The 24,242-nt window shown below is 68.0% G+C and carries 23 protein-coding genes and 5 pseudogenes; 14 read left to right on the plus strand and 14 right to left on the minus strand.

Going from position 1 to position 24,242, the window contains the following annotated elements; translation table 11 throughout:
* Positions 1–66: 66 nt before the first annotated feature.
* Positions 67–1,290 (plus strand): RNA-guided endonuclease InsQ/TnpB family protein, encoded by a 1,224-nt coding sequence (locus ACP4E5_RS00640; protein WP_425824697.1) that lies wholly within the window; start codon positions 67–69, stop codon positions 1,288–1,290.
* 34 nt (positions 1,291–1,324) lie between these two features.
* Here ACP4E5_RS00640 and feoB read toward each other — a convergent pair whose 3' ends face one another.
* The 3 genes from feoB to ACP4E5_RS00655 all read right to left on the minus strand — a co-directional run bounded on the left by feoB (position 1,325) and on the right by ACP4E5_RS00655 (position 4,143).
* On the minus strand, positions 1,325–3,364 hold the full coding sequence (gene feoB, locus ACP4E5_RS00645; RefSeq protein ID WP_425824698.1) for a ferrous iron transport protein B: 2,040 nt from the start codon (positions 3,362–3,364) through the stop codon (positions 1,325–1,327).
* A 53-nt stretch (positions 3,365–3,417) separates the two neighbouring features.
* Positions 3,418–3,663 carry a FeoA family protein gene (locus ACP4E5_RS00650; protein WP_425824699.1) on the minus strand — a complete coding sequence of 82 codons (246 nt, stop codon included), beginning with the start codon at positions 3,661–3,663 and terminating at the stop codon, positions 3,418–3,420.
* Between the two features lie 114 nt (positions 3,664–3,777).
* Complete coding sequence (locus ACP4E5_RS00655) at positions 3,778–4,143, minus strand: hypothetical protein (RefSeq protein WP_425824700.1); 366 nt, start codon at positions 4,141–4,143, stop codon at positions 3,778–3,780.
* Positions 4,144–4,958: 815 nt separating this feature from the next.
* On the opposite strand from ACP4E5_RS00655, the gene ACP4E5_RS00660 reads away from it, so the two are divergent.
* The gene (locus tag ACP4E5_RS00660) at positions 4,959–5,459 is read left to right on the plus strand and encodes a zinc-binding dehydrogenase (RefSeq protein WP_425824701.1); all 501 of its coding nucleotides are present in this window, start codon (positions 4,959–4,961) and stop codon (positions 5,457–5,459) included.
* Between the two features lie 268 nt (positions 5,460–5,727).
* Here the strand turns inward: ACP4E5_RS00660 and ACP4E5_RS00665 are convergent, their stop codons facing one another.
* The 8 genes and pseudogenes from ACP4E5_RS00665 to ACP4E5_RS00700 form a co-directional block, all read right to left on the minus strand.
* On the minus strand, positions 5,728–6,189 hold the full coding sequence (locus ACP4E5_RS00665; protein WP_425824942.1) for a MarR family winged helix-turn-helix transcriptional regulator: 462 nt from the start codon (positions 6,187–6,189) through the stop codon (positions 5,728–5,730).
* Positions 6,190–6,333: 144 nt separating this feature from the next.
* Positions 6,334–6,738 (minus strand): annotated as a pseudogene (gene tnpA / locus ACP4E5_RS00670) (IS200/IS605 family transposase); the annotation flags it as partial.
* The gene (locus tag ACP4E5_RS00675) at positions 6,669–6,824 is read right to left on the minus strand and encodes a hypothetical protein (RefSeq protein ID WP_425824955.1); all 156 of its coding nucleotides are present in this window, start codon (positions 6,822–6,824) and stop codon (positions 6,669–6,671) included. The pseudogene tnpA and the gene ACP4E5_RS00675, both read right to left, overlap by 70 nt.
* Positions 6,825–6,967: 143 nt before the next feature.
* Complete coding sequence (locus ACP4E5_RS00680; RefSeq protein WP_425824702.1) at positions 6,968–8,092, minus strand: S1C family serine protease; 1,125 nt, start codon at positions 8,090–8,092, stop codon at positions 6,968–6,970.
* 343 nt (positions 8,093–8,435) lie between these two features.
* Positions 8,436–9,053 (minus strand): transposase, encoded by a 618-nt coding sequence (locus ACP4E5_RS00685; protein WP_425824703.1) that lies wholly within the window; start codon positions 9,051–9,053, stop codon positions 8,436–8,438.
* Positions 9,023–9,571 carry a helix-turn-helix domain-containing protein gene (locus ACP4E5_RS00690; protein ID WP_425824704.1) on the minus strand — a complete coding sequence of 183 codons (549 nt, stop codon included), beginning with the start codon at positions 9,569–9,571 and terminating at the stop codon, positions 9,023–9,025. The genes ACP4E5_RS00685 and ACP4E5_RS00690 overlap by 31 nt, the downstream gene beginning before the upstream one ends.
* Before the next feature lie 92 nt (positions 9,572–9,663).
* Positions 9,664–10,541, minus strand: a protein-coding gene (locus ACP4E5_RS00695; protein WP_425824705.1) for an IS5 family transposase whose coding sequence is annotated in 2 segments (ribosomal slippage) — positions 9,664–10,196 and positions 10,196–10,541 — 879 coding nt in all. Because the reading frame shifts where the segments join, the coding sequence is not laid out codon by codon here.
* Positions 10,542–10,565: 24 nt separating this feature from the next.
* Positions 10,566–10,805: a hypothetical protein gene (locus ACP4E5_RS00700; protein ID WP_425824706.1), complete on the minus strand. Its 240-nt coding sequence runs from the start codon at positions 10,803–10,805 to the stop codon at positions 10,566–10,568.
* A gap of 553 nt (positions 10,806–11,358) precedes the next feature.
* Here ACP4E5_RS00700 and ACP4E5_RS00705 point away from each other — a divergent pair.
* The 9 genes and pseudogenes from ACP4E5_RS00705 to ACP4E5_RS00745 form a co-directional block, all read left to right on the plus strand.
* Positions 11,359–11,490 (plus strand): annotated as a pseudogene (locus ACP4E5_RS00705) (glycosyltransferase); the annotation flags it as partial.
* A gap of 64 nt (positions 11,491–11,554) precedes the next feature.
* Positions 11,555–12,913, plus strand: a complete 1,359-nt coding sequence (glmM, locus tag ACP4E5_RS00710; protein WP_425824707.1) for a phosphoglucosamine mutase — start codon at positions 11,555–11,557, stop codon at positions 12,911–12,913.
* Between the two features lie 3 nt (positions 12,914–12,916).
* Positions 12,917–13,485, plus strand: a pseudogene (locus ACP4E5_RS00715) (reverse transcriptase/maturase family protein); the annotation flags it as partial.
* 188 nt (positions 13,486–13,673) lie between these two features.
* Positions 13,674–13,865, plus strand: a pseudogene (locus ACP4E5_RS00720) (transposase); the annotation flags it as partial.
* 619 nt (positions 13,866–14,484) lie between these two features.
* Positions 14,485–15,165, plus strand: a complete 681-nt coding sequence (locus ACP4E5_RS00725) for a transposase (RefSeq protein ID WP_425824708.1) — start codon at positions 14,485–14,487, stop codon at positions 15,163–15,165.
* A gap of 15 nt (positions 15,166–15,180) precedes the next feature.
* Positions 15,181–15,980, plus strand: a protein-coding gene (locus ACP4E5_RS00730) for an IS5 family transposase (RefSeq protein WP_425824943.1) whose coding sequence is annotated in 2 segments (ribosomal slippage) — positions 15,181–15,529 and positions 15,529–15,980 — 801 coding nt in all. Because the reading frame shifts where the segments join, the coding sequence is not laid out codon by codon here.
* A gap of 266 nt (positions 15,981–16,246) precedes the next feature.
* Positions 16,247–16,369 carry a hypothetical protein gene (locus tag ACP4E5_RS00735; protein WP_425824709.1) on the plus strand — a complete coding sequence of 41 codons (123 nt, stop codon included), beginning with the start codon at positions 16,247–16,249 and terminating at the stop codon, positions 16,367–16,369.
* A complete protein-coding gene (locus tag ACP4E5_RS00740; protein ID WP_425824710.1) occupies positions 16,362–17,606 on the plus strand; it encodes a glycosyltransferase family 2 protein in 1,245 nt (414 codons plus the stop codon). Before ACP4E5_RS00735 ends, ACP4E5_RS00740 begins: the two co-directional genes overlap by 8 nt.
* Positions 17,607–18,351: 745 nt before the next feature.
* Positions 18,352–18,695 (plus strand): annotated as a pseudogene (locus ACP4E5_RS00745) (transposase family protein); the annotation flags it as partial.
* 276 nt (positions 18,696–18,971) lie between these two features.
* Here ACP4E5_RS00745 and ACP4E5_RS00750 read toward each other — a convergent pair.
* The 3 genes from ACP4E5_RS00750 to ACP4E5_RS00760 all read right to left on the minus strand — a co-directional run bounded on the left by ACP4E5_RS00750 (position 18,972) and on the right by ACP4E5_RS00760 (position 22,139).
* On the minus strand, positions 18,972–19,349 hold the full coding sequence (locus ACP4E5_RS00750; RefSeq protein WP_425824711.1) for a DUF6009 family protein: 378 nt from the start codon (positions 19,347–19,349) through the stop codon (positions 18,972–18,974).
* Between the two features lie 160 nt (positions 19,350–19,509).
* Positions 19,510–21,060: a DNA primase family protein gene (locus ACP4E5_RS00755; RefSeq protein ID WP_425824712.1), complete on the minus strand. Its 1,551-nt coding sequence runs from the start codon at positions 21,058–21,060 to the stop codon at positions 19,510–19,512.
* Positions 21,057–22,139 carry a bifunctional DNA primase/polymerase gene (locus ACP4E5_RS00760; RefSeq protein ID WP_425824713.1) on the minus strand — a complete coding sequence of 361 codons (1,083 nt, stop codon included), beginning with the start codon at positions 22,137–22,139 and terminating at the stop codon, positions 21,057–21,059. Before ACP4E5_RS00760 ends, ACP4E5_RS00755 begins: the two co-directional genes overlap by 4 nt.
* A gap of 790 nt (positions 22,140–22,929) precedes the next feature.
* On the opposite strand from ACP4E5_RS00760, the gene ACP4E5_RS00765 reads away from it, so the two are divergent.
* The 3 genes from ACP4E5_RS00765 (at position 22,930) to ACP4E5_RS00775 (ending at position 24,217) form a co-directional block, all read left to right on the plus strand.
* A complete protein-coding gene (locus ACP4E5_RS00765) occupies positions 22,930–23,283 on the plus strand; it encodes an ArsR/SmtB family transcription factor (protein ID WP_425824714.1) in 354 nt (117 codons plus the stop codon).
* On the plus strand, positions 23,280–23,537 hold the full coding sequence (locus ACP4E5_RS00770; RefSeq protein ID WP_425824715.1) for a hypothetical protein: 258 nt from the start codon (positions 23,280–23,282) through the stop codon (positions 23,535–23,537). The genes ACP4E5_RS00765 and ACP4E5_RS00770 overlap by 4 nt, the downstream gene beginning before the upstream one ends.
* A gap of 155 nt (positions 23,538–23,692) precedes the next feature.
* The gene (locus ACP4E5_RS00775; protein WP_425824716.1) at positions 23,693–24,217 is read left to right on the plus strand and encodes an MMPL family transporter; all 525 of its coding nucleotides are present in this window, start codon (positions 23,693–23,695) and stop codon (positions 24,215–24,217) included.
* Positions 24,218–24,242 lie beyond the last annotated feature (25 nt).

The following is a 24,242-nucleotide window of genomic DNA, read 5'->3' on the forward strand; positions in this document are numbered from 1 at the left end:
CAGGTGAGGGGCGCCGTGAACGTGAGTCGCCATCAATTGTCAGTGCTCCCGGATAGGTTCGGATGCATGACGACAGAGGTGAAGACGGAAGGCACCGGGAACGCCCGGTACACCTACCGGCTTCGCGTGTCGTCGACCGCCCGCACAGCCCTGGAAGCCGAGTGGGGCCGGTGCCGCTGGGTCTGGAACGAGTGCGCCGTCAAGTCCCGACAGGTGCACGCCCGCAACCGGGCACGCCCGGACGACAGGTTGACGTGCGGTCCGGCGCAGCTCGACAAGATGCTGACCAAAGCCCGGGCCGCGATGCCGTGGCTGCGCGAGGGCGCATCGGTGCCGCAGCAGCAGACCGTCCGGGACTTCGCCACGTCCCGGACCAAGGCGCTGAAGGACGTCGACAGGCGGCTGCCGATGCGGCAGCGCGCGGGCATGCCGCGCATCAAGAAGAAGCGCGAGGCGCTGCCCACATTGAACTACACCCAGCGCGGCTTCCGGCTGAAGGACGACCGTCTGCACCTGGCGGGCGGCATCGTGGTGCGTCCGGTGTGGTCGCGCGAGTTGCCGTCTGTGCCGTCGTCGGTACGCGTGTACCGGGACGGCATCGGCCACTGGTACGCGTCGTTCGTCGTCGTCGCCGAGGTGCAGCCGCTCCCGCAGACGGGCGCCGTGATCGGCATCGACTGGGGCGTGAAGGAGACCGCGACCACCACGAGTGATGCGCACGACCTGCCGCACCCCCAACACGGCAAGAACGCGGCGCAGCGTCTGGCCCACTACCAGCGGATGACGGCCCGCCGGAAGCCGAAGAAGGGGCAGGCGGGATCGAAGGGCTACAAGGCTGCGAAGAAGCGGGTCGCGAAGCTGCACAAAAAGGTCGCCCGGCAGCGCCAGGACGCGGCCCGTAAATGGGCCAAGCGTGTCGTGACCGACCACGACGCCATCGCCGTTGAGGACTTCCGGCCGAAGTTCCTCGCGAAGACCACGATGGCCCGCAAGGCTGCCGACGCGGCGATCGGCGCCACCAAGACAGCCCTGATCGAAATGGGCCGCAAGCACGGGCGGGACGTCTACCTCGTGCACCCCGCGCACACCACCATGGACTGTGCGCAGTGCGGAGCGAGAGCCAAGCACGCACTTCCTCTTTCGGAACGTACCTACACCTGCACCGCGTGTGGAGCCGTCTCGCCCAGAGACAAGAACTCCGCGCGTGTGATGCTGGTCCGGGCTGGTCTCATCCCGGCTGGTATTGAGGGCGTAAGTCCTGCCGGAGCGGTGCTCCCGCAGGCCGCCTGAGCCAGGAGTCCCCCTCCTTCAGGAGGGGGAGGAGTCAAAGCAGGCATCCGATCTGGAATACGAGCATGGCGAGCAGCCAGGCCACGGCCAGTTGGGCGCCGACTCCGATCAGGGTCAGCCGGCCGCCAATTCTGCTGCGTTGTTCGGCGAGCGTGGCCATGCACGGCGTGTAGGCAAGCAGGAAGACCATGAAGGCGAGCGCGGCGGCGGTCGTGTGGCCGCCCGAGGACTGGGCGAAGGTGGCGTGCAGCGCGTCGCCCAGGCTGCCCGCCTGTGTCATGTCGGTCGGTTGCAGGGCCCCGTACGTCTGCGCCATCGTCGCCACGACCGCCTCCTTGGCGACGAACCCGGTCATCAGCGCCGCCGACGCCTGCCAGGCTCCGAAGCCGGCGAGTGCGAACACCGGGGCGATGAACGCGGCGATGGTTCCGAAGACGCTGTCCTGGATCGGCACGGAGCCGAAGGAGGCGCCGGACCCAGGTGCCGGGACTGCTGAGAGCACGGCCACCGCGGTCACCGTGAGGACGATGATCCCGCCCGCGGTGCGCAGGAACCCGGCGAGCCGGGTCCAGGACTGGGCTGCGATCACCCGTGCCGACGGCAGGCGGTACGGCGGCAGTTCGAGCAGTAGCGGTTCACGCTCCTCGCCCCGGAACAGCGTGCGCCGGAAGACGAACCCCATCCCGACCACGAGCAGGATCGAGAGCAGGTACATCGCGAACACCGCCGTGCCCGCCCATGCCCCGAAGAAGACCGAGGCGACGAGCACGTACACCGCGAGGCGTGCGCTGCAGGTGACGTACGGGATGAGGAGGCCGACCAGGAGTCGGTCACGGCGGCGTTTGAGGACGCGGGTGCCGGCGAGCGCGGGCACGTTGCAGCCGAAGCCGACGATGAGCGGCAGGAACGCCCGTCCCGGCAGTCCTGCCTTCTCCATCAGCCGGTCGGTGACGAAGGCTGCGCGCGCCATGTACCCGGAGTCCTCGAGCAGGGCGAGCAGTACGAACATGATCGCCATCAGGGGTACGAACGACAGGAGTTGGCCGACTCCGTTCACAAGGCCGTCTATCAGCAGTGAGTGGGCCCAACCGGTCATTCCCAGCGCATCGAGGGGGGCGGAGAGCGCGTCTGTGACGGGTCCCGCGACCAATCCGCCGAGCGTCTCCTGGAGCGGCACCGCGAGCGTCGTGGTCGCCTGGAAGACCGCCCACATCACCACAAGGAACACCGGTATTCCGGTCAGCGGTCGTGTGAGGACCCGGTCCACACGGTCCGTGAGCGTCTCCCGTTCCGTCCCCGAGCGCGCCGTACACCGCTCGATGACGGCCCGCGCCCACGCGTAACGCCCCTCGGCGATCAATGTCTCCGCGGCCTCGGCTGGCGTGAACTCGTCGACGAGCAGGGGATCCCCCACCGTATCGACAAGCTGATTCTGCACATCCGCTACGGACACGGGGCCCTCGTCCACGTGCTCGGTCCCGGCGAGCACGTCCAGGGCGGTGGTGCGGGACAGCGGGCCGAGCGCGGACACGGCTGCCTCCACCGGGTCGCCGAGCCACGCGGGCTCGGGCACGGCGGACCGGCCGATCGCTTCGCCGAGTGCCCCCATGCCCTCGCGGCGTCGCGGCCTGACCTCGGCGACCGGGCATCCGAGCGCCGACGTGAGCGCGTCCGAGTCGACCGCGAGGCCGCGCCCGGCGGCGATGTCGCCCATGGTCAGCGCTACCACGACCGGCACGCCGGCATCGGCGACCTGCGAGAAGAGGTAGAGGTTGCGGGTGAGGTTGGAGGCGTCGAGGACTACGATCACGGTGTCGGGCCGGCCTTCGCGCGCACGGTCGACGATCAGGTCGCGGGTCAGCCTTTCGTCGGGCGACTGCGGCTGGAGGCTGTACGTGCCCGGCAGATCGACGACGGTGTAGACGGTGTCCGAGTCGCTATCCCTGGGATGCCAGACACCGCGGGCGACCTCGACGGTCGCGCCGGGATAGTTGCCGACCGCCTGCCGGGCCCCGGTGAGCGCGTTGAACAGTGTCGACTTGCCGACATTGGGATTCCCGACGAGAGCAATCACCGCGGCCCCGGGCTCCGCACGGGCGGCTCCGCTCGGACAGCACGCCTTGCCGCTCACCGAACCAGCCCCGACGCCGCGCCGAGCAGTTCCGTGCGCAACATCGCGAGGAGTTCGGCGTCCACCGCCACCCTGGACTCACCGACCGCGAGCAGCCTGCCGCCCGCACCGCCCGCGCACACCACACGCAGCACTGCCCCGGGAACAAACCCGAGTTCGATCAGTCTGCGGCGGTGGTCCGCGGCGGCTCGTACGGTGACGAGCCGGTGCCTGCTGCCTGGGGGGAAGGGGGTGTCGTCCACGAAGGGCACCCTAACCAAATGCCCTGTAAGGGCGGTTTCAGTCGATAGTGTCAACTCGACCTTTGGCCGCCCCATCCGTGCCGCACAACTGCACAGAATTCCTGACTCGGAGGGCTACAGGATGACCCCGTGTCCTGGGGTGTCATCATGTCTGCCGGTCTTGTCCATCCTCAGGAACAGGACAACGAGGCCTGCGATGGCCCCGACCGTACCCGCGGCGGACAGCCACCACAGCTTGTCCCAGCCGAACATGACCGGTGCCACGATCAGCACCACACTGACCAGCACCACCACATTGGCGATCCTCGCGATGACCCCCCGCCGCGGAGGCTTCGGCGACTCCGGCGGAACAAACGAATTCTCGTCGGGATCCTCTGCCAGCGTGTAGTCCCTCGGCCCCGCACCGGCGACGGGGCCGCCCGCCGGCGTCTGCGGCGGGCCGGATGCCCTGACAAGGTTCTTCTTGCCGCGTCTGGCCACGATCTTCGTCCTCCGTATTGCTGAATCCGTACATACTCGCTGGGGCCCTCCGGGCGAGGCGCGGACACCGGTACAAGGAGAACGCGATGCCGACAGCACGTGTGACGGCAACGGTGCCCACGGGCCGGTCCGGCCGGACTAACGCCCCGCGCCCCGCCCAATACGGTGAAGGCCCGACCCGGCCCCGATGCCGGCGCCCCGACAGGGCACACGTACCGGCGAAAAACGTTGGCAGCGGCCGCCTGGATACGCACCCCTCGTGCCGGGAACACCCCTCCCTCTAGTAAGGCTGCCGTTGCGCTACCAGGACAGAGGCGTCCGGCCGCCGACCTCCGTGACGAAAGTCAAGGCCTTCGGACCTGACGGTGACCGACGCCGAGGGCAAAGGTCCCGCACCGCTGGACAGGGGTGCAAAGCCACCCACCGCCACGGGGTACGAGGTCATGGCGGCAGGGTCGCAGCATCGTGAGGGTGGTGCCGCGCGCCTTGATCGTCACCGCCGTCGGGAAGACACCCATGGCGGTGGAGCGCCGCCGGACCCGGGGAGCGAGCAGGCACCGTCCAGTCGCGTCCCGGGAAGTGGCGTACGGGGCCGATTCGAGCCGAGGGATTGCCTCGGCATCGGGATGGTGCCCGGATAGATGAACGGCCACCGGCTGAACTTCGAAGTGTCGCAGCTTCGAAGGAGATCAACCGGTGACCGCACCAGACAGTCTGCCCCTGCATCCCTCACCGAAGACCACATCGCCGCGGCGAGTCCCGATCTGCTGCGCGCGATGGTCAAAACGTTCGCCAACCCTGCAATGTCGTCCTGAGTGGCCCTGCGCAACCGGTTGAACTTCCAGCCCGGCGGCGTGCTCGTCCTGGGCGCCACCGGCAACGCCGGACGCCTCGCCGTGCAGATCGCCAAACTTCTGGGCGCCGAACGCGTCGTGGGGGCGGGCCGCTCGCCCGAGCGCCTGCATCTCCTCAAGGACCTCGGCGCCGACGCGGTTGTCCCCCTCGACGGCAGTGGCGAGGAGGTCACGAACATGCTCGGCCGCGAAGCGGGAGACGTCGACGTCGTCCTCGACTGCCTGTGGGGCCGGCCCACCGAACAGGCCATTCCGGCGATCCTCATAGCCCGCACCGACCGGTCAAAGGCGCTGCATTGGGTCCAGGTCGGCTCCATGGCCAGCCAGGGAATCAGCCTGTCCTCCGCTTTCTCCGTGCAGGCAACCTCAACCTTCTGGGCAGCGGTCAGGGATCCGTCGGTACCCACGCCATCCTGGCCGAACTGCCCGCGCTCGCCCATGAAATCAGCACCGGCGCGCTGACCGGCGAGTCGGTGGCCATGCCGCTGCAGCAGGTGCGCGAGGCCTGGGACATGCACGTCTCGCCCAGGCAGCGCTTCGTCCTGACCAACATCTGAGCCACGCAACGCGGACGGCGCCCACCCCGCGGCCAGGTGCATGAGACATCGCTCGTGCGCCCGCCTCCGCCGCCAACGGTACGCTCCCGGTGGTCATCCGCCCCGGGGGCTTGCTCTCGGGGATCGTCGTCTTGCGGCGGTCGCTCCCCGGGGTGCCGGTTGCTGGTGGCGGATCAATCCGTGAGCGCTTGCACTATCTGGTCGAAATTTTCCAGGAGCGCGGTGAGCCGCTCTTCGGGGATCGCGTAGATCATGCGGGCTTCGACGGCGTAGACAGCCTTCTGCGCCGCGTCCAGGCGGTGGCGCCCTTCGTCGGTGAGGGTCGCGGGGCGGGCCCGGCCCTTTTCGGCGGTGGCGGGTCGAGTGAGCAGACCCTCGTTCTGCAGGCCGCGCAGAACGACGCCCATCGACTGCCGAGTGACGAAGGTGGCGCGAGCGAGCTCCGCGCTGGACATGCCCGGGCAGGCGGCGAGTACTTCCAGGCAGGCGTACTGCGCAACGGTCAGGTCGTGCTCGCGCAACACCTGGTCCATGGCGCCGCGCAACGCGGTGTGGGCGCGCTTGAGGCGGTGTCCCACGTGAGCGAGCACATCCTGGGCGGTGGGGGGCAACTCCGCATGCGAAATGTCTTGCATGCCCATATTTTGACACCTGATGGGTCGGCATCGAGCGTGAGCATGCCAATGTCCTGACATGCTTACGAGGCGCACACTGACCTGACGAGGAGCGTCAGCGTGGTGTCCCGACGGCGTCGGGGTGCGGCGGGCGGCAGATCGGACCGGCCGCTTGTGCTGCTCGATGCACTGCTTGACCACGCTCAGCGGTGCGCCGCCGACGGTCCCGGCGAAGCAGGAGCCGGCCCAGAGTTTGTTGGCCCTCCAGCAGCGCCGGATGAGGTCGTCGAACTCCTGGCAGGCGCCGGGAGGAGCCCCCTTTGAGGGGAGCGGCGAGATTGGTGACGGCGGCCTTGGGCGGGAAGTTCACCAACAGGTGGACATGGTTGTCCTCGCCGTCGAACTCCACCAGCTCGCACTCGAAGTCCGCGCACACCGCCCGCATGGTCTCCTCCATGCGTTCCAAGTGGCGCCTTTGAACACTCTGTGCCGGAACCGGGTCACGAAAACCAGGTGAGCATGCACCGCGCCGACAGATCCGAGATCAGCGCAAGGGTCGCCCCCTGGCACGTCTCGTCATCCACGCCGATGTCGAGCACGAAGCCCGCCGCATCTTCCAGATGGCCCTGCGCGCCCCCGGCGGCATCCTGGCGCACGCGTACGGCCGTCGCGGCACGGGATCGTGCGGCCTCACAGCGGCTCACTGGATTCCTGGGGGCCTCACGGCGGTGCGCGCCGGAGGCGAGGCCCCGCCTGTTGCACGGTTTACGGAGGCAGCAGTGTGACGCCTGGGACGCGGTCAGTTGCTGGTGCCGCCGGCGCGCAGGGTGGTGAGGTCGGACTTGACCGTGTTGATGGGGATGGCGAATCCGAGGCCGACACTGCCCGTGTCCGACGAGGAAGAAGCGGAGGAGCTGGCGGAGTAGATCGCGGAGTTGATGCCGATGATGTTGCCGTTCATGTCGATCAGTGCGCCGCCGGAGTTGCCCGGGTTGAGCGAGGCATCGGTCTGGATCGCCTTGTACGTCGTTGTCGACGAGCCCGTGGATCCGTTGAACTCCTGGCCCCCGAACTCGAACGGCCACCCACCACTGCCACTGCTGCTGTTGCCCTGCTGGTCCTCGTCGGTGGAGACAGTGACGTCGCGGTCGAGCGCGGAGACTATCCCGCTCGTCACCGTGCCCGTCAGTCCTTCCGGGGAACCGATCGCCACGACCTCGTCACCGACCTGAACCCCCGAGGAGTCGCCGAACGTTGCCTTCTTCAGCCCGGAAGCGTTCTTCAGCTTGATCAGTGCCAGATCCTTGGTCGGATCCGTGCCCACGACATCCGCCGTATAGCTCTTGCCGTCGCTGGTGGTGACCTTGACCGAGGAGGCGCCGGAGATCACATGGTTGTTCGTGACAATCTCGCCATCACTCGTGGTGATCACCCCGGCGCCGGTAGACGTGCCCGATGACGACGTCGCGTTGATCTCCACGATGGACGGGCTCACCGCCGCGACGACCCCCGAGACGGTGCCCTTCTGGCTGCTGGCCACCACGCTCGTACTTGTCGAGGACGACGCGACAGTGGTGCCGTGGGAACCGGTCAGCTCCGCGATCCCGTAGGCCGTGCCACCACCGACCGTGGCTGCGGCCAGAGCCACCGCTGTCAACAGCCCGACCGGCCCCCGCAGCCTCTTCTTGTGACGCGCCGGCTGCGCAGTCGGCTCTGCCATCAGGGTCGCTTCCTGGGTGGTGTGCCCGTCGCCACCGGCGCAGTGCGGGCACACTGCCGTCGCCGACTCAAAAGCCACCGTCTCCGCCGGCGCGGGCGGCGGATTCGAACCCGCCGAAACGCTTGTATGGGCCGTGGTGGGCTCCTGGCCGAAGTCGTCACCCTGATGCGAAGATTCACCGCTGTCGCGGAAGCTGTCGTTCATGACCTCAATCTCGTCCACATTTATGAGAACAACCTGAAACGATCATAAAAGTAGCTATATAAGGCTGTTTGCCCGATATAAGGGTGGTTGTTCTGGCGGGCTCCCGAGTCCTCGGCCCTGTTCTCCCGAAGCTACGGCGAAGTGACAAGCGGCTCTCTGTAGCGGATCTGGGGTGTGCTTGTCAGCGTTCTTGATCTTCTCGGCTCATCGGCGGTCATGCTCGGCGAGGTTGGTCCGGTCATGACGACCCAAGGGGGCGCGGGGTGCGGCAGGAGTGAGAGCCGGAGGATCTGGCCGGGCTGGCTGACCACGTGCACGGCGCCGATGTCGCAGCGCACCAGTCCTAAGCGGCCTGGGTGAAGTTCGTTGCTGATGTGCGGATTCGGTCGCGTCGGCGGGTGAGGGCCTTGTCGACGGCCCTGCCGATGTCATCGGTGCTGGTCTGGGTGCGCTGTGGGTAGTCCTCGTACTTCGCCTGCCGCCAGACCAGCTCGATGTCGTTCAATTCCGGGCTGCGCGGCGGCAGATAGAACAGGTCCACCCCGATCTTCGCCAGTTGTCGACGACGCCCCTTGAACACCTTGGCCGTGTGCACGGAGGCGTTGTCGAGCACGACGGTGCACGGCCTGCGCCGTTCCCACACGGGCATGGCATCGGCACCGATGCCGTCGGCGGCCAGGTCCAGCACGCCCGCGCCACCGCCGAGGCCCGCCAGCTGACGGCAGACGAACTCCAGCAGCATCTCTGCGTCGACCTTCCCGCAGGTGCGCTGCCAGATCAGATCCGGCTCTGTGCCGACGACCTTCGCACCGAGCACGTTGACCCGCCGGTTCCGGGTGTCCTCCTTGGCTACCACGGCCCGCTGTCCGACCCTCGACCAGGTGTAACCCGTGGGCATGGTCGGGGCGAAGCCGGACTCGTCCAGGAAGATCAGGTCGCGTTCGCCCGCGTGCGCCTCCATCCGTAAGTCCGCAAGTCCCCCAGCTCCGCCTTTGCGGCCTGCTGGAGGACGGGGTCGGCCTTGTGCCGCACGCTGTCGCGGGTCCGTTTCCATCGGAAGCCGTCGCGGTGCAACAGCTCACTCAGCCAGTCCACGGAGATCTCCACTCCGCGTTCGGCGAACAGCCAGTCACGCAGGGCCGACGCGGTCCAGGTGACCCCCTTGACCGCGGAGTCGTCCAGCAACTCGGTCAGCGCGGCCCGGTCCTCGGGGCCGAGAAGTTTTGCGGGACGGCCGGGACGCGAGGCATCGAGCAGTCCCGCGATCCCGCCCTCCTCGAAGCGGTGCACGGCGGCCCGGACCGTGACGGGGTGGCACTCCAGCAGGTCGGCGACCTCGGCAGTGGTCCGCCCGCGGTCGAGGAATCGGATGCATTCGGCCCGCTGCCGGGTGTACGCGGTCAGATCACAGCGGGCCAACAACCCGCGCAGGTCCCTGCGCTGATCATCAGTCAGCTCGACTCGGAGGCTCTTCCCCATGGTGTCCCTCCTACAGGACACCTACCCGACACACGCAACTTCACCGGATCCGCTTAGCGTCTCGACACCACTAGGGCCTGTTTGAAATGAGGTCACAGGGACTGCCGTATCAAGGTGAGTTGGACGGTCGCTTCGTAGCGGACGGCCAACTTGTCGTACCGTGTCGCGACGCCGCGTGCCTGCTTGAGCAGTCCGATTCGGCACTCCACTTTGTGTCTGGCCTTGTATTTCTCGCGGTCGCAGCCGGGAGGGCGGCCACCTGTACTGCCTCGGCGTCGCCGGTGGCCGGCCTGGTCGCGCTTCTCCGGGATGGTGTGCGGGATCTGTCGTCGGCGCAGGTACTCGCGGATCTCGCGCGAGGAGTAGGCCCGGTCGGCGAGTACGCGATCGGGTCGGACACGAGGGCGGCCACTGGCCTGTCGGGGTACCCGGATCCGGCTCATGACCTCGATGAACTGGGGTGCGTCGCCGCGTTGCCCTCCGGTGACCACGGCCGCGAGGACGTGTCCGGAGGCGTCGGCGGCCAGGTGGAGCTTGATGCTCAGCCCGCCGCGCGAGCGGCCGAGCCCGTGGTCGTCCGGCTCGGCCGCCAGGCCGTCCGTGTCCGTCCGGCCTGGATGACGAGCCCCCTTTTGCGAGCCCCGGCGGAATGCTGGTGGGCCCGGCAGACCGTCGAGTCCACGGACACCTCCCACTCGATGTGTCCCGCCGCGTCGGCCTTGACCTGCAGCCTCTTGAGAATGCGAGACCAGGTCCCGTCGATCTGCCAGCGACGGAAGAGCGTGTATGCGGTCTCCCAGGGCCCGAACCGCTCGGGTATGTCGCGCCAGGGCGAGCCGGTCCGGGCCCGCCACCAGATCCCGTTGAAGACCTGCCGACGATCCCGCGGCTTGCGCCCCATCACTGGCAACGGCGGCAACACCGCCTCCAGGCGCAGCCACTGTTCGTCCGTCAGATCTCCACGAGCCATCCGAAGATCGTTCCACGACCTTGATCAACATTTCAAACAGACCCTAGTCGAGGCGGCATAGATGCCGTCCTGCGTCGACGTGGGCCTCAATGCCTCGGGCAGGGTGGCGATGACGTCGCCGACAGTGAACCCGTCGGTCTTGGACAGCCGTCCGAACGTCTCGACCTTGTCGCCGTTCAGACGCGCGAAGCCGTTCCCGGTAACACCTTCACCGAGGGTGAGAGACACCCATGCGCTGGCGGATGCGGGGGCGGTGAGAACCATGGCGAATCTCCCTTGCGCTGTGGACTCTTGGCCATTACCAACCATACGAGAGTTACTGATCATTTCAGGATAAGTTCGGCGCGGCAGCTGGGAGTTGAGAGACGACATCGAGCCATGGCCCAGGACCGCCCTGACTGGCGCCGGAGCCGGTGACGGCGCCGAGCCCCTCGATACCGGCCTCACTCGTGCGCAGGCCGTGATGGTGACGCACGGCCCGTAGGAACTTGGACGGCGCACAAGAACGCCAGGCGGCATGGCGCGATGGCGGCCTTAAGGCGGCGGATCTCGTCACGTACACGCCCACGACCGCAGACACAGACGCCCAGCGATATGCCGGACCAGGAAGATGCAGCCGAAGTGGCCACGTGATGGCTACGAAAGATTCGAGAATTGCCCGATAGGTGACACCAAAGTCCTTGACCTGTGCGTTTCCCTGGATGTCTGGTCACCGGAAGGTGCGGCCGCGTCGAGAGAGGGGCTGTCCGTGTCCGGGAAGGCCACAGCACGTTTGGCGGCAATCTTCACCGGGCGGGACCCTCACAATGCCGCCCGGATGCCGGACGTGAGTGTCATTCTGCCGGTGTACAACGCCGGGAAGTACCTGATGCCGCGCCTGGTCTCGGTGCTGTCGCAGTCCATCGGCCCGGACACGATGGAGGTCATCGCGGTCGATGACGCCTCCACCGACGGCAGCACACAGACCCGGGGCGTTCGGCTTATGACGATGTGTTGGTTCGGAGGACATCAAGGTGGGACGACTCTTCGGCACGGACGGCGTGCGCGGCGTGGCCAACGCGGATCTGACGGCGGAGCTCGCGCTCGGCCTGTCGGTCGCGGCGGCGCATGTTCTGGGCGAGGCCGGCAGTTTTGAGGGCCATCGCCCGGTGGCCGTGGTCGGCCGTGATCCGCGCGCCTCGGGCGAGTTCCTGGAGGCCGCGGTCGTCGCGGGCCTGGCCAGCGCCGGAGTGGACGTGCTGCGCGTGGGCGTGCTGCCGACGCCCGCGGTCGCGTACCTCACGGGCGCGCTGGGCGCCGACCTCGGCGTGATGCTCTCCGCGAGCCACAACGCCATGCCCGACAACGGCATCAAGTTCCTCGCCCGCGGCGGCCACAAGCTGGACGACGCCCTGGAGGACCGCATCGAGGCGATCTACGAGGAGCACGGCACCGGTGCCCCGTGGGCCCGTCCGACGGGCGCGGGCGTCGGACGCGTGAAGTCGTACGACGAGGGGCTCGACCAGTACATCGCCCACCTCGTGGGCGTGCTGCCGAACCGGCTGGAAGGCCTGAAGATCGTCCTCGACGAGGCGCACGGCGCGGCCTCGCGGGTCTCCCCGGAGGCCTTCACCCGCGTCGGCGCCGAGGTCGTCACGATCGGCGCCGAGCCCGACGGTCTGAACATCAACGACGGCTGCGGTTCGACCCACCTGGACCTGCTGAAGGCCGCCGTCGTCGAGCACGGGGCCGACCTCGGCATCGCGCACGACGGGGACGCCGACCGCTGCCTGGCCGTGGACCACACCGGATCCGAGGTCGACGGCGACCAGATCATGGCGGTGCTCGCGCTCGACATGAAGGAGCGCGGCGTGCTGCGCGACGAGACCCTCGTCGCGACCGTCATGTCGAACCTAGGCCTGAAGCTGGCGATGGAGCGCGAGGGCATCAACCTCGTGCAGACCGGCGTCGGCGACCGGTACGTCCTGGAGAACATGAAGGAGCACGGGTACGCGCTCGGCGGCGAGCAGTCCGGGCACGTCATCGTTCTCGATCACGCCACGACCGGTGACGGCACGCTGACGGGCCTGCTGCTCGCGGCGCGCGTCGCGCAGACCGGGCGGACGCTGAAGGACCTGGCGGGCGTCATGGAGCGGCTGCCTCAGGTGCTCATCAACGTGCCGGACGTGGACAAGTCCCGCGTCACCACGTCCGAGGAACTGCAGTCTGCGGTGGCGGACGCGGAGCGTGAACTGGGCGCGACCGGGCGGGTGTTGCTGCGCTCGTCGGGTACGGAGCCGCTGGTGCGGGTGATGGTCGAGGCCGCGGACATCGCGCAGGCCCGGTCCGTCGCCGAGCGCCTGGCCGACGTCGTGAAGTCGGCGCTGGGCTAGGAACTAGGTCTGCCACCCTGGTCGGACAAGCTGGTCGCCGAGGTAGTCCGCCTGCGGCTTGAGGCGTACTACGACGTCCTGTTCTCCGATCGGTCCCACACCTTCCGCCCCCAACGGGGCTGCCACACCGCGCTCAGCGAGGTGGTGAAGGTCTGGAAGGGGACGCACTGGTTCATCGACGGAGACATCTCCGACTGCTTCGCAGCCTCGATCACGAGGTAATGCTGTCGATTCTTGCGGAGAGAATCCACGATGGCCGGTTCCTGTGGCTGATCAGCCACATGCTCAAGGCCGGATACATGGAGGACTGGCGATGGAACGCCACGCTCAGCGACTCGCCGCAGGGCGGGGTGGCGTCACCCGCCCTCTCGAATATCTACCTTGACCGGCTTGACCAGTTCATCGAGCACTCTCTCCTGCCTGCGTGCAACCACGGCCGGCGTCGTCGCCCCAACAGGGAGTACCAAGTCGTCGAGTACGCGATCCAGCGGGCTGAGCGGCACGGTGATCGGGAAGCGGTCGGGGAGCTTCGGCTCCGACGCCGCACCCTGCCGAGCCAGGACCCCAATGATCGACTCTGTCGGGGATCTTGGGATTCGCCGGTGGATCATGGTGGTTGACCGGGATGATCGGCTTGGAAGTGAAGGCCGTTCGTCGTGCACGAGGTGATCCGGTGTCCCTGTCTCCCCGTTCCGGTCGGCAGGTACCGGCCCTGACCGCGCAGGTCGCCCGGGCCAGCAATCCCCGTGGCACGACCGCGATGTGGGTGCGTGACCGGCTCGAAGGACTGTGGCGGGACGAGGACTTCACCTCGTGGTACCCGCGTGACGGGCGGCCGGGGCTGTCGCCCGCCCAGCTCGCCACCGTGAGCATCCTGCAGTTCCTGCACAACCTTTCCGACCGGCAGGCCGCCGAGGCCGTGCGCTGTCGCATCGACTTCAAGTACGCGCTCGGCCTGGAGCTGGCCGATCCCGGCTTCCACCACAGCGTGCTCTGCGACTTCCGGGCCCGGCTCGCCGAAGAGGGCCGCGCCGATGTCCTGCTCGATCTCGCCCTGGCCCGCCTGAAGGAAGCCGGGCTGGTCAAGGCGCGCGGTCGGCAGCGTACCGACTCCACCTTCATCCTGTCCGCCGCCCGTGAGCTGACCCGGTTGGAGCTGGTCCTGGAGTCGGTACGCGCGGCCCTGGAGGAGACCGCCCGCACGATGCCCGATCTGCTGGACGGGCTGGTGGACGAGGAGTGGGCCCGGCGCTACGGACGCCAGGTCCGCCTGGTCAGCCAGCCCTCCCACCCGGTCACACGCCTCACTCAGGCCGGCGACGACGGCACTGCGCTTGTGGAGCGCATCCACCGCTCCGGCCGCGTACCCGGCCGGCAGGCGGAGAGCTTGCGCCAGGTCCTGGTGCAGCACTTCCTCATCGACGTCCGGGGGCGGCTACGTCCACGCCGTGAAGGGGACGGGCAACCGCCGTCTCGGACACGGATCGAGTCACCGTACAAGACCGAGGCCCGCTGGACGCGCCGCGGGGACCGCCGCTGGACCGGCTACCTGGCACACGCCACCGAGACCTGTGACGAGCAGGGCGTCAACGTCATCCCGGACGTGGCCACCGTCCTGCCCTCTGCCGACAGCACCGCGCTACCGGGGGGGCATCCACACCCGCCTCAAGCGCCGCCGTCTGCTGCCCGCCGAGCACCTCGTCGACGGCGGCTACACCTCCGTCGTCCACCACAACGCCTCCGCCCGCGCCCACCGCGTCACCATGGTCGGCCCGCTCAAAACCAACAACTCCCACCAGCACAAGTCCGGGGACGGCTTCGCCCGGGAGAACTTCATCATCGACTTCGACCGCCGCGAGGTCACCTGCCCCAACGGCAAGGTCAGTGGCAACTGGAACGACATCCCCTCCATGGCCCCGTACACGGTGGTCCGCTTCGACGAGCGGCAGTGCGGCCCCTGCCCAGAGAAGACCTCGTGCACCACCGGGACGGCACGGACCGTGAACTTCCTGCCCCACCACCTGCACCAGATCCAGACCCGGAACCGTGCCGTCCAGCACGATCCGAGTTGGCAGCGGCTCTACGCCTCCCGCTCCGGCATCGAGGGCACCATGGACGCGCTCGTCAACGACCATCAGATGCGTCGCTGCCGCTACCGCGGCGTCGCCAAGGCCCATGTCCAGCACGCCCTGACCGCGATCGCCATCAACATCGACCGTCTAAGACGTCATCTCATTTGGCTGGTTCGGTAGTCTGCGGTTGTGGGAATCGTGAAGCGGTTGGTGCCGGACGAGTTGTGGGAACTGTTTCAGCGGGTGGTGCCTGAGGCGCCGAGCCGACCGCAGGGCGGTGGTCGGCGTCGGCACGGTGACCGGGAGGTACTGGCTGGAATCGTGTTCGTGGCCACGTCGGGCTGCACGTGGCAGCAGCTCCCGGCGGCCTCGTTCGGGCCGTCGGGAGCGACGGCCCACCGGCGCTTCGCGGAGTGGTCGAAGGCCCGGGTCTGGGCCAAGCTGCACCGCCTGGTCCTCGACGAGCTCGGCGCCCGCGGCGAGTTGGACTGGTCGCGGTGCGCCATCGACTCGGTGAACATGCGGGCCATGAAAAAGGGGACCTGACCGGCCCGAATCCTGTGGATCGAGGGAAGTACGGGTCGAAGATCCACTTGATCACGGAGAGAACCGGACTGCCCCTGTCCATCGGTATCTCCGGAGCCAACCTCCACGACAGCCAGGCACTCGAGCCGCTTGTGCGTGGCATCCCGCCCATCCGGTCCCGCCGCGGTCCCCGGCGGCGCCGCCCGGCCAAGCTGCATGCCGACAAGGCGTACGACAAGCGGGCGTTGCGTCGTTGGCTGCGCAGCAGGAACATCACGCCACGCATCGCCCGGAAGGGCATTGAGACCTCTCAGCGACTCGGACGCCACCGGTGGACCATCGAGCGCAGCATGTCCTGGCTCGCCGGATGCCGGCGACTCCACCGCCGATACGAACGCGAGGCCGACCACTTCCTCGCGTTCACCAGCATCGCCTGCACCCTCATCTGCTACCGCAGACTCACCAAATGAGATAACGTCTCAGCACCCAAGAACCGCCAGAATCCACCTACCGGCCCCGGCCTCCCACCGCGTTCCAGCAGTACCTCGACGCGCACGAGCTGCCCCGCCCCCGCTGGTGGCGCCAAGGAGCATGACCTTCGAACTCCAAGATCCCCGACAGAGTCGATCAACGATCCGGACTATCGGCGACTGCGTTACGTCCGGTATTGCAACGACTGGCTGCTGGGGTTGCCGGTCCCAAGTGCGAGGCCGAGGAGATCAAGTCGAGGATCCGGATGTTCCTGCGCGACGAACTCAATCTCGAACTGTCCGAGTCCAAGACGCTGATCACTCACGCCGCCAGCGCCGATGTGACCGCGTGGTGGCTACGAAAGATTCGAGAATTGCCCGATGGGTGACACCACAGTCTTTGACCTGTGCGTTTCCCTGAATGTCTGGCCGTCGGAAGGTGTGGCCGCGTCGAGAGAGGGGTTGTCCGTGTCCGGGAACGCCACAGCGCGTTTGGCTCAGATCCTTACCGGGCGGGGCCCTTACGATGCCGCCCGGGTTCCGGATGTGAGTGTGATTCTGCCGGTGTACAACGCCGGGAAGTACCTGGTGCCGTGCCTGGTGTCGGTGCTGGGTCAGTCGATCGGTCCGGACGCGATGGAGGTCATCGCGGTCGATGACGCCTCCACCGACGGCAGCACGCAGATCCTGGGCACGTTCGCCGCCTCGTATCCGAACCTGCGCGTGGTCCATCGCACGGAGAATTCCGGCACCCCGTCGGTGCCGCGCAACGAGGCCATGGACCTTGCTCGTGGCCGGTGGCTGTACATGATGGACGCCGACGACCTCCTCGACCCGGTGGCGCTGGAGGAGTTGGTCAAGGCCGGCGATGACAACGACACCGACGTGGTGATGGCCAAGCAGGTCGGCGTCGGCCGCGGTGCCGCCACCTCGCCCTACGGCAAGACCATGCCACGCACCGACGTGTACCACTCCAAGGCGTACAACTCGATGCGCGCCCAGCATCTGTACCGGCGTTCCCTGGTCGAGGAGCACGGACTGCGGTTCCCTTCGGAGCTGAGGACGGGGGAGGACGGGCTGTTCCACAGCCCCGCGCTGATCTGTGCGTCGGCGATCAGCATCATGTGCGACCGCACGTATCTGTATGTGCTGCGCCGGGACGATGCCGGGAACATCACCTCGCGCGTTGGCCCCCAGATCGGGCGGTTGACGGAGATAATGCTGGAGGACATCGCCGCGCGGGTGCCCGCCGGGCCGCAGCGTGACTTTCTGCACGCCCGGCGCTTCAACTCAGCGGTCTTCGAGCTCGGCTGGCGGGCCGCGGTGAAGACCAAAGACCCTGAACTGCGGGAGGAGCTGCTGACCAAGGCCAGCGAGCTGCTGCACCGCTGGTACACCCCGGGCATCGCGCGCCGTGTCAATCTCGAACGGCGTGTCTTCTTCGAGCTGCTCATCCGCGGCCATACCGACCTGGCGATCGAACAGGCGAAGATCGGCTTTCAGGTAGGTACCAGGCAGGCGGAGCCGCCGTCCGAAGTCCACGACAATGGCACTGTCTACCTGCCTTACATCGGCTTTCGCGACCCCACGCTGGGCATCCCGGACGAGGTCTACGCCCGCGCCTGACTCGCCATCCTCCGGCCCGGCTTGGCATCACCGCGATGTGGCTAATCCAGACTGGCCCGACGGGCCCAACTCGCGACGGACTTCCACCGCCACGCCACCCCGGTGGCCAGACCACCGGCCGGAGCATCACGACGAGGGGCACCATCGATAGCTCCGCTGCAGCACCAGCAGGTGGTGGTGGTGCTCAATGGCGCCGCTGCTCGGGCGGTCGGCTTCAACGACGCGTCAGACGCCATCTGATGCCGGTCAGAGTGTTCTTGAGTCGGGTGCGTCCGGATGCCAACGGGCTGCTCCCGCCAAGAACGGAAATGGACCGACTGTCGCGCCCGCGCCTGCGGCGACCGTGACGCGGCGGGACGGGCATGTTCCCGTAATAGCCGTGGTCCTCCACGCATTCGACGTGCCTGGTGGACTCAACGTGGTCCGCGAGGGCGTCGTCTTCGGAGTCGAAGACGTATTCACTGCCGGAAGTGGTGTGAATGTCATATGTGTCGCTCATCATATCGAACAGGTCGCTCCGCATGGGCCGGGGCCCCTTCTTGAGTGGTGGGACCTCCTTGCCAGCATCCCCGTGCCGCCCACGCTGGAACGCTGCTCTACGGCGGTACCTGTAGGAAGAAAGATGACTCCGCCGTCAGCCTTCGGCGCCCCCTGCGTGGCGCCTCCTTGGAATGCAGATCACCGTCCGTAGCCCCTCACACGTGAGTCGCCCCCCCGACCTCGCGCCGGCACCCGGCCGGTGAGCACCCGCCCGGTCGTCGCGGTCGGCAGGCCGGGCCCGGCCTGCCGTAACGACTGCAAGGCGTACGGCGAATCCGGTGTTGACCGCAGCGTGCAGGGCGCTCCTCTCCTTGCGGACGGCGGCTACCTCGGCTGCGGCACACTCATCCCGCACCGCAAACACCGCGGCGGCCACCTCACCAGGAGCAGGAAGCTGAGAACACCGTCCACTGCAAGGCCCGCGCCCGCGTCGAGCACGCTTTCGCCCGCATGAAGTCCTGGAAGATCCTTGCGGGACTGCCGGCTCAAGGGAGGGCGGCCACCACGTCATGCTCGGCATCGCCCTTCCACAACCTCGCCTGTGCCGGACAGAACGAGACGGGCCCCGGCACAGGCCTGCCCACAGCAACTCCAAGATCCTATATACGGGACGACCTCTGTTCGGCTCGCTCCGGTCGTTCTCGTAGTTCCTGACCGTCTGCGCCGACGTCCATGCGAACGAGGACCGATGCCGACAGGGCCGGTCGGCGCCCACGGCGCGGTCGACGGCGTGGACGGCGTCGGGGGCGCTTCCATCTGCTCAACGGGCCGGGCCTGCCGGAGCTGCGCCGACAGCGGCCGACAGGAGTGCGCTGCGCGACGTTGTCAGGCGGAGGCGGCGATGCTCGGGCCGTGCTGGGAGCGCTTGGTCTTGGCGCCGGGCTTTCCGGGTTCGATGGTGCGCGGGTCGACGGCCTCGCCCGGGGCGCCTTCCTGGTACAGGCCGGTGGGGTGGCTGTCGCGGTCGTGGGGGAGCAGGAAGAAGACCCGCCGCTTGTACAGGCCGCTGTCCGGGTCGGGCTCGGCGTCCGCGGTCAGCCGGACGTAGCCGATCATGCGGCCGTCCCGCTGGTACGGCGGCTTGGTGTTGCGGCGCTTGGTCTTGTCGAGAGCCTGGCGGACGTAGTCGAGCGCTTGGGGGTCTTCCAGCCACACCACGTCGTCCTCGTGAGCGAGGTCGCCTTCGTTCAGTAGCGAACTCATGGCTGGAGCCCCTCCAGGTTCGGCCGCTGCGGGCAGTGCCGGCGGGTCTGTGCGATGTGGTGCGAGGGTGCCTGCGGGCGGGCGGGTCGTTGTCCATCGTAGAGCGCTCTGCAGTCTTCAGGCAGAGGTGGCCGGCGTGATGCGGGCCAGGCGCGGGCGGTCACTCGCTCATCACCAGGGCCAGGTCGGGGTAGTACTTGCGGCCGTTGGACTTGATCATGTCGCTGGGGGAGGCGAGGCCGAGTTCCTGGCGGACGCGGTTGGCGAAGGCCCGGGTGCCCGCGGGGCGGATGCCTTCGCTGGCGTGGCACCAGGAGCTGTACTCGCCGTACAACAGGCCCTGTTCGACGCGCAGTTCGCCGGCGTCGGACTCCTCCGGGGTGCGAGTGCAGCACTCGGAAAGGAACCGTCCGATGTGGTCCTCGGTGGCGGCGTAGGCGGTGGTGGCCAGGCGGACGCGGTCGGGGCCATGCAGGGGGTCGCGGGTGGTGAGGTAGCGACGGGCGCCGTCGATGAGCCAGTGCAGGATTCCGGGGCCCTCGTCGCGGACCAGTTCGAAGGCAAGGTTGTCGATCTTCCGCTCGTCGGGGACGACGCGCTCGAAGGGGATCAGACGGATGCGACGCCAGAACGCGAAGCCTCCGGTGGAGACTTCGGGACGGTGGTTGCCGAGCAGCCACAGGTGGTGGGTGGGCGCGAAAGAGAAGTAATCCTGCCGCATCCGGCGCGCCTTGATCTTGTCGCCGCCGGTGAGCAGGCGTACGCGTGCCTCGTCGAACTTGTCGTTGGGCTTGAGCTCGCTGCACACGATCAGGCGCCGGCCGTGGAGTTCGGTGAGCTCCGTGGAATGTTCGGAGAAGGCGCCGCGGTCCATGAGGAAGCCGGGCGGCGCGGCGTCGGCGTAGTCACCCAGGATCTGGATCATGACGTCGAGGAGGACGGACTTGCCGTTCTTGCCCTGGCCGTGCAGGAACGGCAGGACCTGGGCGCCGACGTCGCCGGTGATGGAGTAGCCGAGCAGCAGGTGCAGGAAGTCGATCATCTCGCGGCCCTCGGCGTCGTCGCCGAAGGTATCGGCGAGAAAGCGGTGCCAACGCGGGGTCTCGATGGGCTGCGGGGCGACGCTGGTGGCCCGGGAGTGGAAGTCGCGGGTGGGATCGGGCTTGCGCAGGGTTCCGGTGTGGAGATCGACGACCCCGGCTGGGGTGCACAGGGCGTAGGAGTCGCCGTCGAGGGTGTCGGGGGCCACGGACAGGTCGGGCGAGGCCTTCGCCTGAGTGAGCAGCGCCTTCATGCCGGTGGTGGACAGGGTACGGCGCTTGTGGCACTGCAGGTCGCGGTTGCTGAAGGTGCCGCTCGGATCGGTTTCGGCAAGGTCTTCGGCCATCTCACCCGCGGCCCACAGGACGGCCTTCTTGCCCCCGGTGCGCTTCCAGCGGGAGCCATCCCAGGAGAACCACCCCAAGCCTTCGACGTGACGGAACTCGTCCCGGTAGAGCCGCACGAACAACCGGGCGTTGCCACGATCGGACAGCGTCTTGGGCAGCAGCACGTCTACGGCGTGGGGACCAGTCGAGGGCTGTTGCCCAGTAGCGTTCGGCTGCGCGAGCATCAAGCCCTGCGCGGCCGCGGGCTGCTCACCCTCGAGGGCGAGCATCTGCTGGGCCGCGGCGCGGGCGTCGAACGGCGGCGGGTTGTCAGCGCTGCTCATGAACGTCCTCGGGGATCAAGCGGTCGGGCGGTCCCTGCGGCCAGGGCGTCGCTGATGATGCGGGCGTTACGGGACTGCTGGTGGGGGCGTGCGCGGTTGGCGAAATCCTCCAGCAGAGCCCGGGCTTCGTGTTCGTCGAGGTGCCCGGCGGCCGCGAGGCCGCCGGCGGTGAAAGCCGCCCGGTTGAGCTTCTCGGTGAAGGCGGCGCCCTCGGCGACCGTCACGCAGTCGGCGACCTGCGCGAGCAGAGGGTCAAGGATGCGCTGCGCCGCGGCCCCGGACCGGCGGGCTTTCCGTCTGCGCAGGGTGGGGACGGGCTGCCGCGGTGGCTCGGGCGTGACGAGGTGCCCGGTGCGGACGAGTTCGTCGAGCAGCCAGCGGGGGAGCGGGGCGGGGGAGCGGGTGGGGCCCTCCGGGCGGTAAGTGCCCTGGGCGGTACGGGTGGTGGGGGCGATGATGTAGCCGCCGTCGGCGCGGACGTCGACCTGCCAGGCGAGTGCCACTTTGGGGCTGGACCCGGTCGAGCAGCGAAACCGCAATCCCTCTTCGGTGCTGAGGTACCAGACGTGCAGCCCACCGGACGGGGTGCGCACGCGCAAGGTGGTGTCGTCGTGCGCGGGGTCCTGCTCGCCGCGGTAGGCGGCCAGCAGGGCAAGGGTGTCGAACCCCGAGGCGAGGCCGGCGAGGTCGACCTGCTCGGGGATGGGGATGCCGGGCAGCAGGCGGCTCCGGTCGGGTACCTGGGCGTGATGCGCGTCGATGTCGAGGACGACCAGGGATGCCGGTCCGGTGGCCACACCGATGCCGTAGGAGGGGACAACTCTCCACCAGGTGTCCAGGAGCTCCAGGTTGGTGGTTGCAGCATGGAAGCCGTGACAGGGGCGGCCCGCGGGCAGGCATGGACAGGCACGGACCGGGTGCCAACTGCGGCGGCAGGCGGGGCAGTTCCCGGCGGGAGTCTTCCGGCCAGGGGCCAGCGGATGGACGGGCCAGCCCTGCGCCGCGCACCATCGGGCAACTGCGTGTGGCGTGGCCTGCCCGCCTGCCGAGAAAGACTCGCCGGTGCGCAGCACGGACATCCTTCGTATCAGCCGGTTCCCGCGTGATACGCGCCTGGTCAGCAGACTGGTGACGCCTCGACAGGGGCCGAAGGGACTGTAGTTTCGGAAAGGAGTCTAGGTGTTTCGAAGGCGCCGACGCCGCACCTTGCGGCGCGCGCCGCAAGGTTGGTTGGCCGGTCCCTTGGGTCCCTCGCGAGGCAGCCGCAGCGCTTCACTCCCTGCCGGCCCTCTCGTCCGGTCTGGACAACTCGTGCGAGACACCTGTCAGGGGATCAGTTGCTGGCGCAGGGCGCCCCGTTGGCCGCGATGGCAGGGGAGCGGGGGGAGGGCTGGGCCCCTACCGTCCCTCTCCTCGGTCACTCGGCAAAACTGCAGATCAGAGGCTGACTACTTCATGCGCAGGGACTGAAGGGACCGAATCTCCTCGTTATGAGCCAGTCCTCTACCTGTGCTGTACGGCGCGCGCGTATGCCTAGACAGATGTCTGTACAGCACATAATGAGGAGATTGAGTCCCTCCAGTCCCTTTCTCTGCCGCTGTCAGCTGGCTGACCTGCACTTTCCCGCAGGGACGGAAGGGGTACACCATCCAGCCCCGTGGGTCCCTTCCGTGCGCGGCCCCTACCGGTCCGGTGCCCCTCGCCGGCCCCCTGTCATGACCACTTAAGTGGCTGGTTCCGGAAGTCCTTCGGGGGTTGATCATGCTGTCGGGGCGACGGATGAAGAGCACGTACCGCACCCTGGGACCCCGCCCGATACCTGTCAGCTTTTTTTGACGGGTGTGCCTCCCTAATGTCACATTTGCGAATGTGACCAAGCCTCAGGCCGCGCCCCCGCCCGGCGATGAACTGCTGAAAGTCCTCGGCGCCCTCGGCAATCCGCATCGTCTGCGGATCGTCGCCGCACTCACCGACGGCCGCAACTACGTCAGCAAGCTCGCCCGCGAGATCGGCCTGAGCCGTCCGCTGCTGCACATGCACCTGCAGCGCCTGGAGGCGGCCGGACTGGTCAGCGGCTCCCTGGAGCAGGCCGCGGACGGGAAGGCAATGAAGTACTTCGAGGTGACGCCGTTCCTGATCGAGCTCACCCCACAGGCGGTCGCCCATGCGGCCGCCACCCTCACCGACAAAACCACTGACGACATCAAGGAGAAGGAATCATGAGCGGCGAAGACTGGGCCGGAGCGATCGGCGCCGCCGGCGTCTTCCTCTTCCTCATCGTGATCGTCTGGCAGGTCGCGGCCACCTGGCGGGCCCGCATGCTGGCCGCCCGCGAGGGCGAGTACAAGCGCCTCGCGGCCAAGTACGCCCAGCTCCTGGAGGACAACATCGAGATCCAGCGCCGCTCGAGCGAAGAGCTGACGCAGGTGCGCAACGCGCTCACCTCGATGGAGAAGATGATGCGCGAGATCGAGTAGGAACAGGGCGCCGTATCGCACACCTGTCGGCATCCACGGCCTCAAACGCCGTGTGGGCAAGAGCGGCAACTCTCGCCCACACGCCATCAAACATCGCGCGCAGCGGCTGGTCGTCACACCACAGTGCCGCAACGTGGAGCTCCACGGGCATCACCATGGGCCTCACCCAGTCCGAGATGTACCAGAGCACGCCCGAATCCGTCATCGCCCAGGAGCACATCACCGCCCACTACCCCTCGGGCGCCTCCGACCCGGCGACCCTGATCACCCCAACCGCCGACACCGAGAAGACGATCCACGAAGCCGAGGCGACCGACGGAGTGGCATCCGCCGAAGTCGTCGCCACCACCCCGGACGGGCGGCTCACCGAGATCTCGGCCGTCCTGACCCACGCCCCCGACAGCGACGTGGCCAAGCAGACCATCACCGACCTGCGAGCGAACACCGACGCGCTGGTCGGCGGCAGCACCGCCCAGATACTGGACACCCAACAGGCCAGCGACCGCGACCTGAAGGTCGTCATACCAGCCGTGCTCCTGGTCGTCCTGGCCGTCCTCATCAGGGTGTTTAACAGTCGATGGGTTGGCTTGGGGATCCGGGGTGTTCGTGGGCTGCGTGTCGGTAGCGGGCGGGTCGTACGGGGGTGCGCAACCCGTACGGGGGCGCGGTCGTTGATGTGATGTTCGGTTCGGTCGTGCGGGGCGT

The sequence above is a fragment of the Streptomyces fractus genome (assembly GCF_049844455.1).
GTDB classification, from domain to species: Bacteria; Actinomycetota; Actinomycetes; order Streptomycetales; family Streptomycetaceae; genus Streptomyces; species Streptomyces fractus.

Coding starts and splice junctions, on each gene's coding strand:
- ACP4E5_RS00760 (WP_425824713.1), bottom strand. CDS start 22,139: ATGTCCGTGCTGCGCACCGGCGAGTCTTTCTCGGCAGGCGGGCAGGCC.
- ACP4E5_RS00700 (WP_425824706.1), bottom strand. CDS start 10,805: ATGGTTCTCACCGCCCCCGCATCCGCCAGCGCATGGGTGTCTCTCACC.
- ACP4E5_RS00665 (WP_425824942.1), bottom strand. CDS start 6,189: ATGCAAGACATTTCGCATGCGGAGTTGCCCCCCACCGCCCAGGATGTG.
- ACP4E5_RS00640 (WP_425824697.1), top strand. CDS start 67: ATGACGACAGAGGTGAAGACGGAAGGCACCGGGAACGCCCGGTACACC.
- ACP4E5_RS00735 (WP_425824709.1), top strand. CDS start 16,247: ATGTTCCTGCGCGACGAACTCAATCTCGAACTGTCCGAGTCCAAGACG.
- ACP4E5_RS00775 (WP_425824716.1), top strand. CDS start 23,693: ATGGGCCTCACCCAGTCCGAGATGTACCAGAGCACGCCCGAATCCGTC.
- ACP4E5_RS00685 (WP_425824703.1), bottom strand. CDS start 9,053: ATGGAGGCGCACGCGGGCGAACGCGACCTGATCTTCCTGGACGAGTCC.
- ACP4E5_RS00690 (WP_425824704.1), bottom strand. CDS start 9,571: ATGGGGAAGAGCCTCCGAGTCGAGCTGACTGATGATCAGCGCAGGGAC.
- ACP4E5_RS00755 (WP_425824712.1), bottom strand. CDS start 21,060: ATGAGCAGCGCTGACAACCCGCCGCCGTTCGACGCCCGCGCCGCGGCC.
- ACP4E5_RS00740 (WP_425824710.1), top strand. CDS start 16,362: ATGGGTGACACCACAGTCTTTGACCTGTGCGTTTCCCTGAATGTCTGG.
- ACP4E5_RS00680 (WP_425824702.1), bottom strand. CDS start 8,092: ATGAACGACAGCTTCCGCGACAGCGGTGAATCTTCGCATCAGGGTGAC.
- ACP4E5_RS00770 (WP_425824715.1), top strand. CDS start 23,280: ATGAGCGGCGAAGACTGGGCCGGAGCGATCGGCGCCGCCGGCGTCTTC.
- ACP4E5_RS00750 (WP_425824711.1), bottom strand. CDS start 19,349: ATGAGTTCGCTACTGAACGAAGGCGACCTCGCTCACGAGGACGACGTG.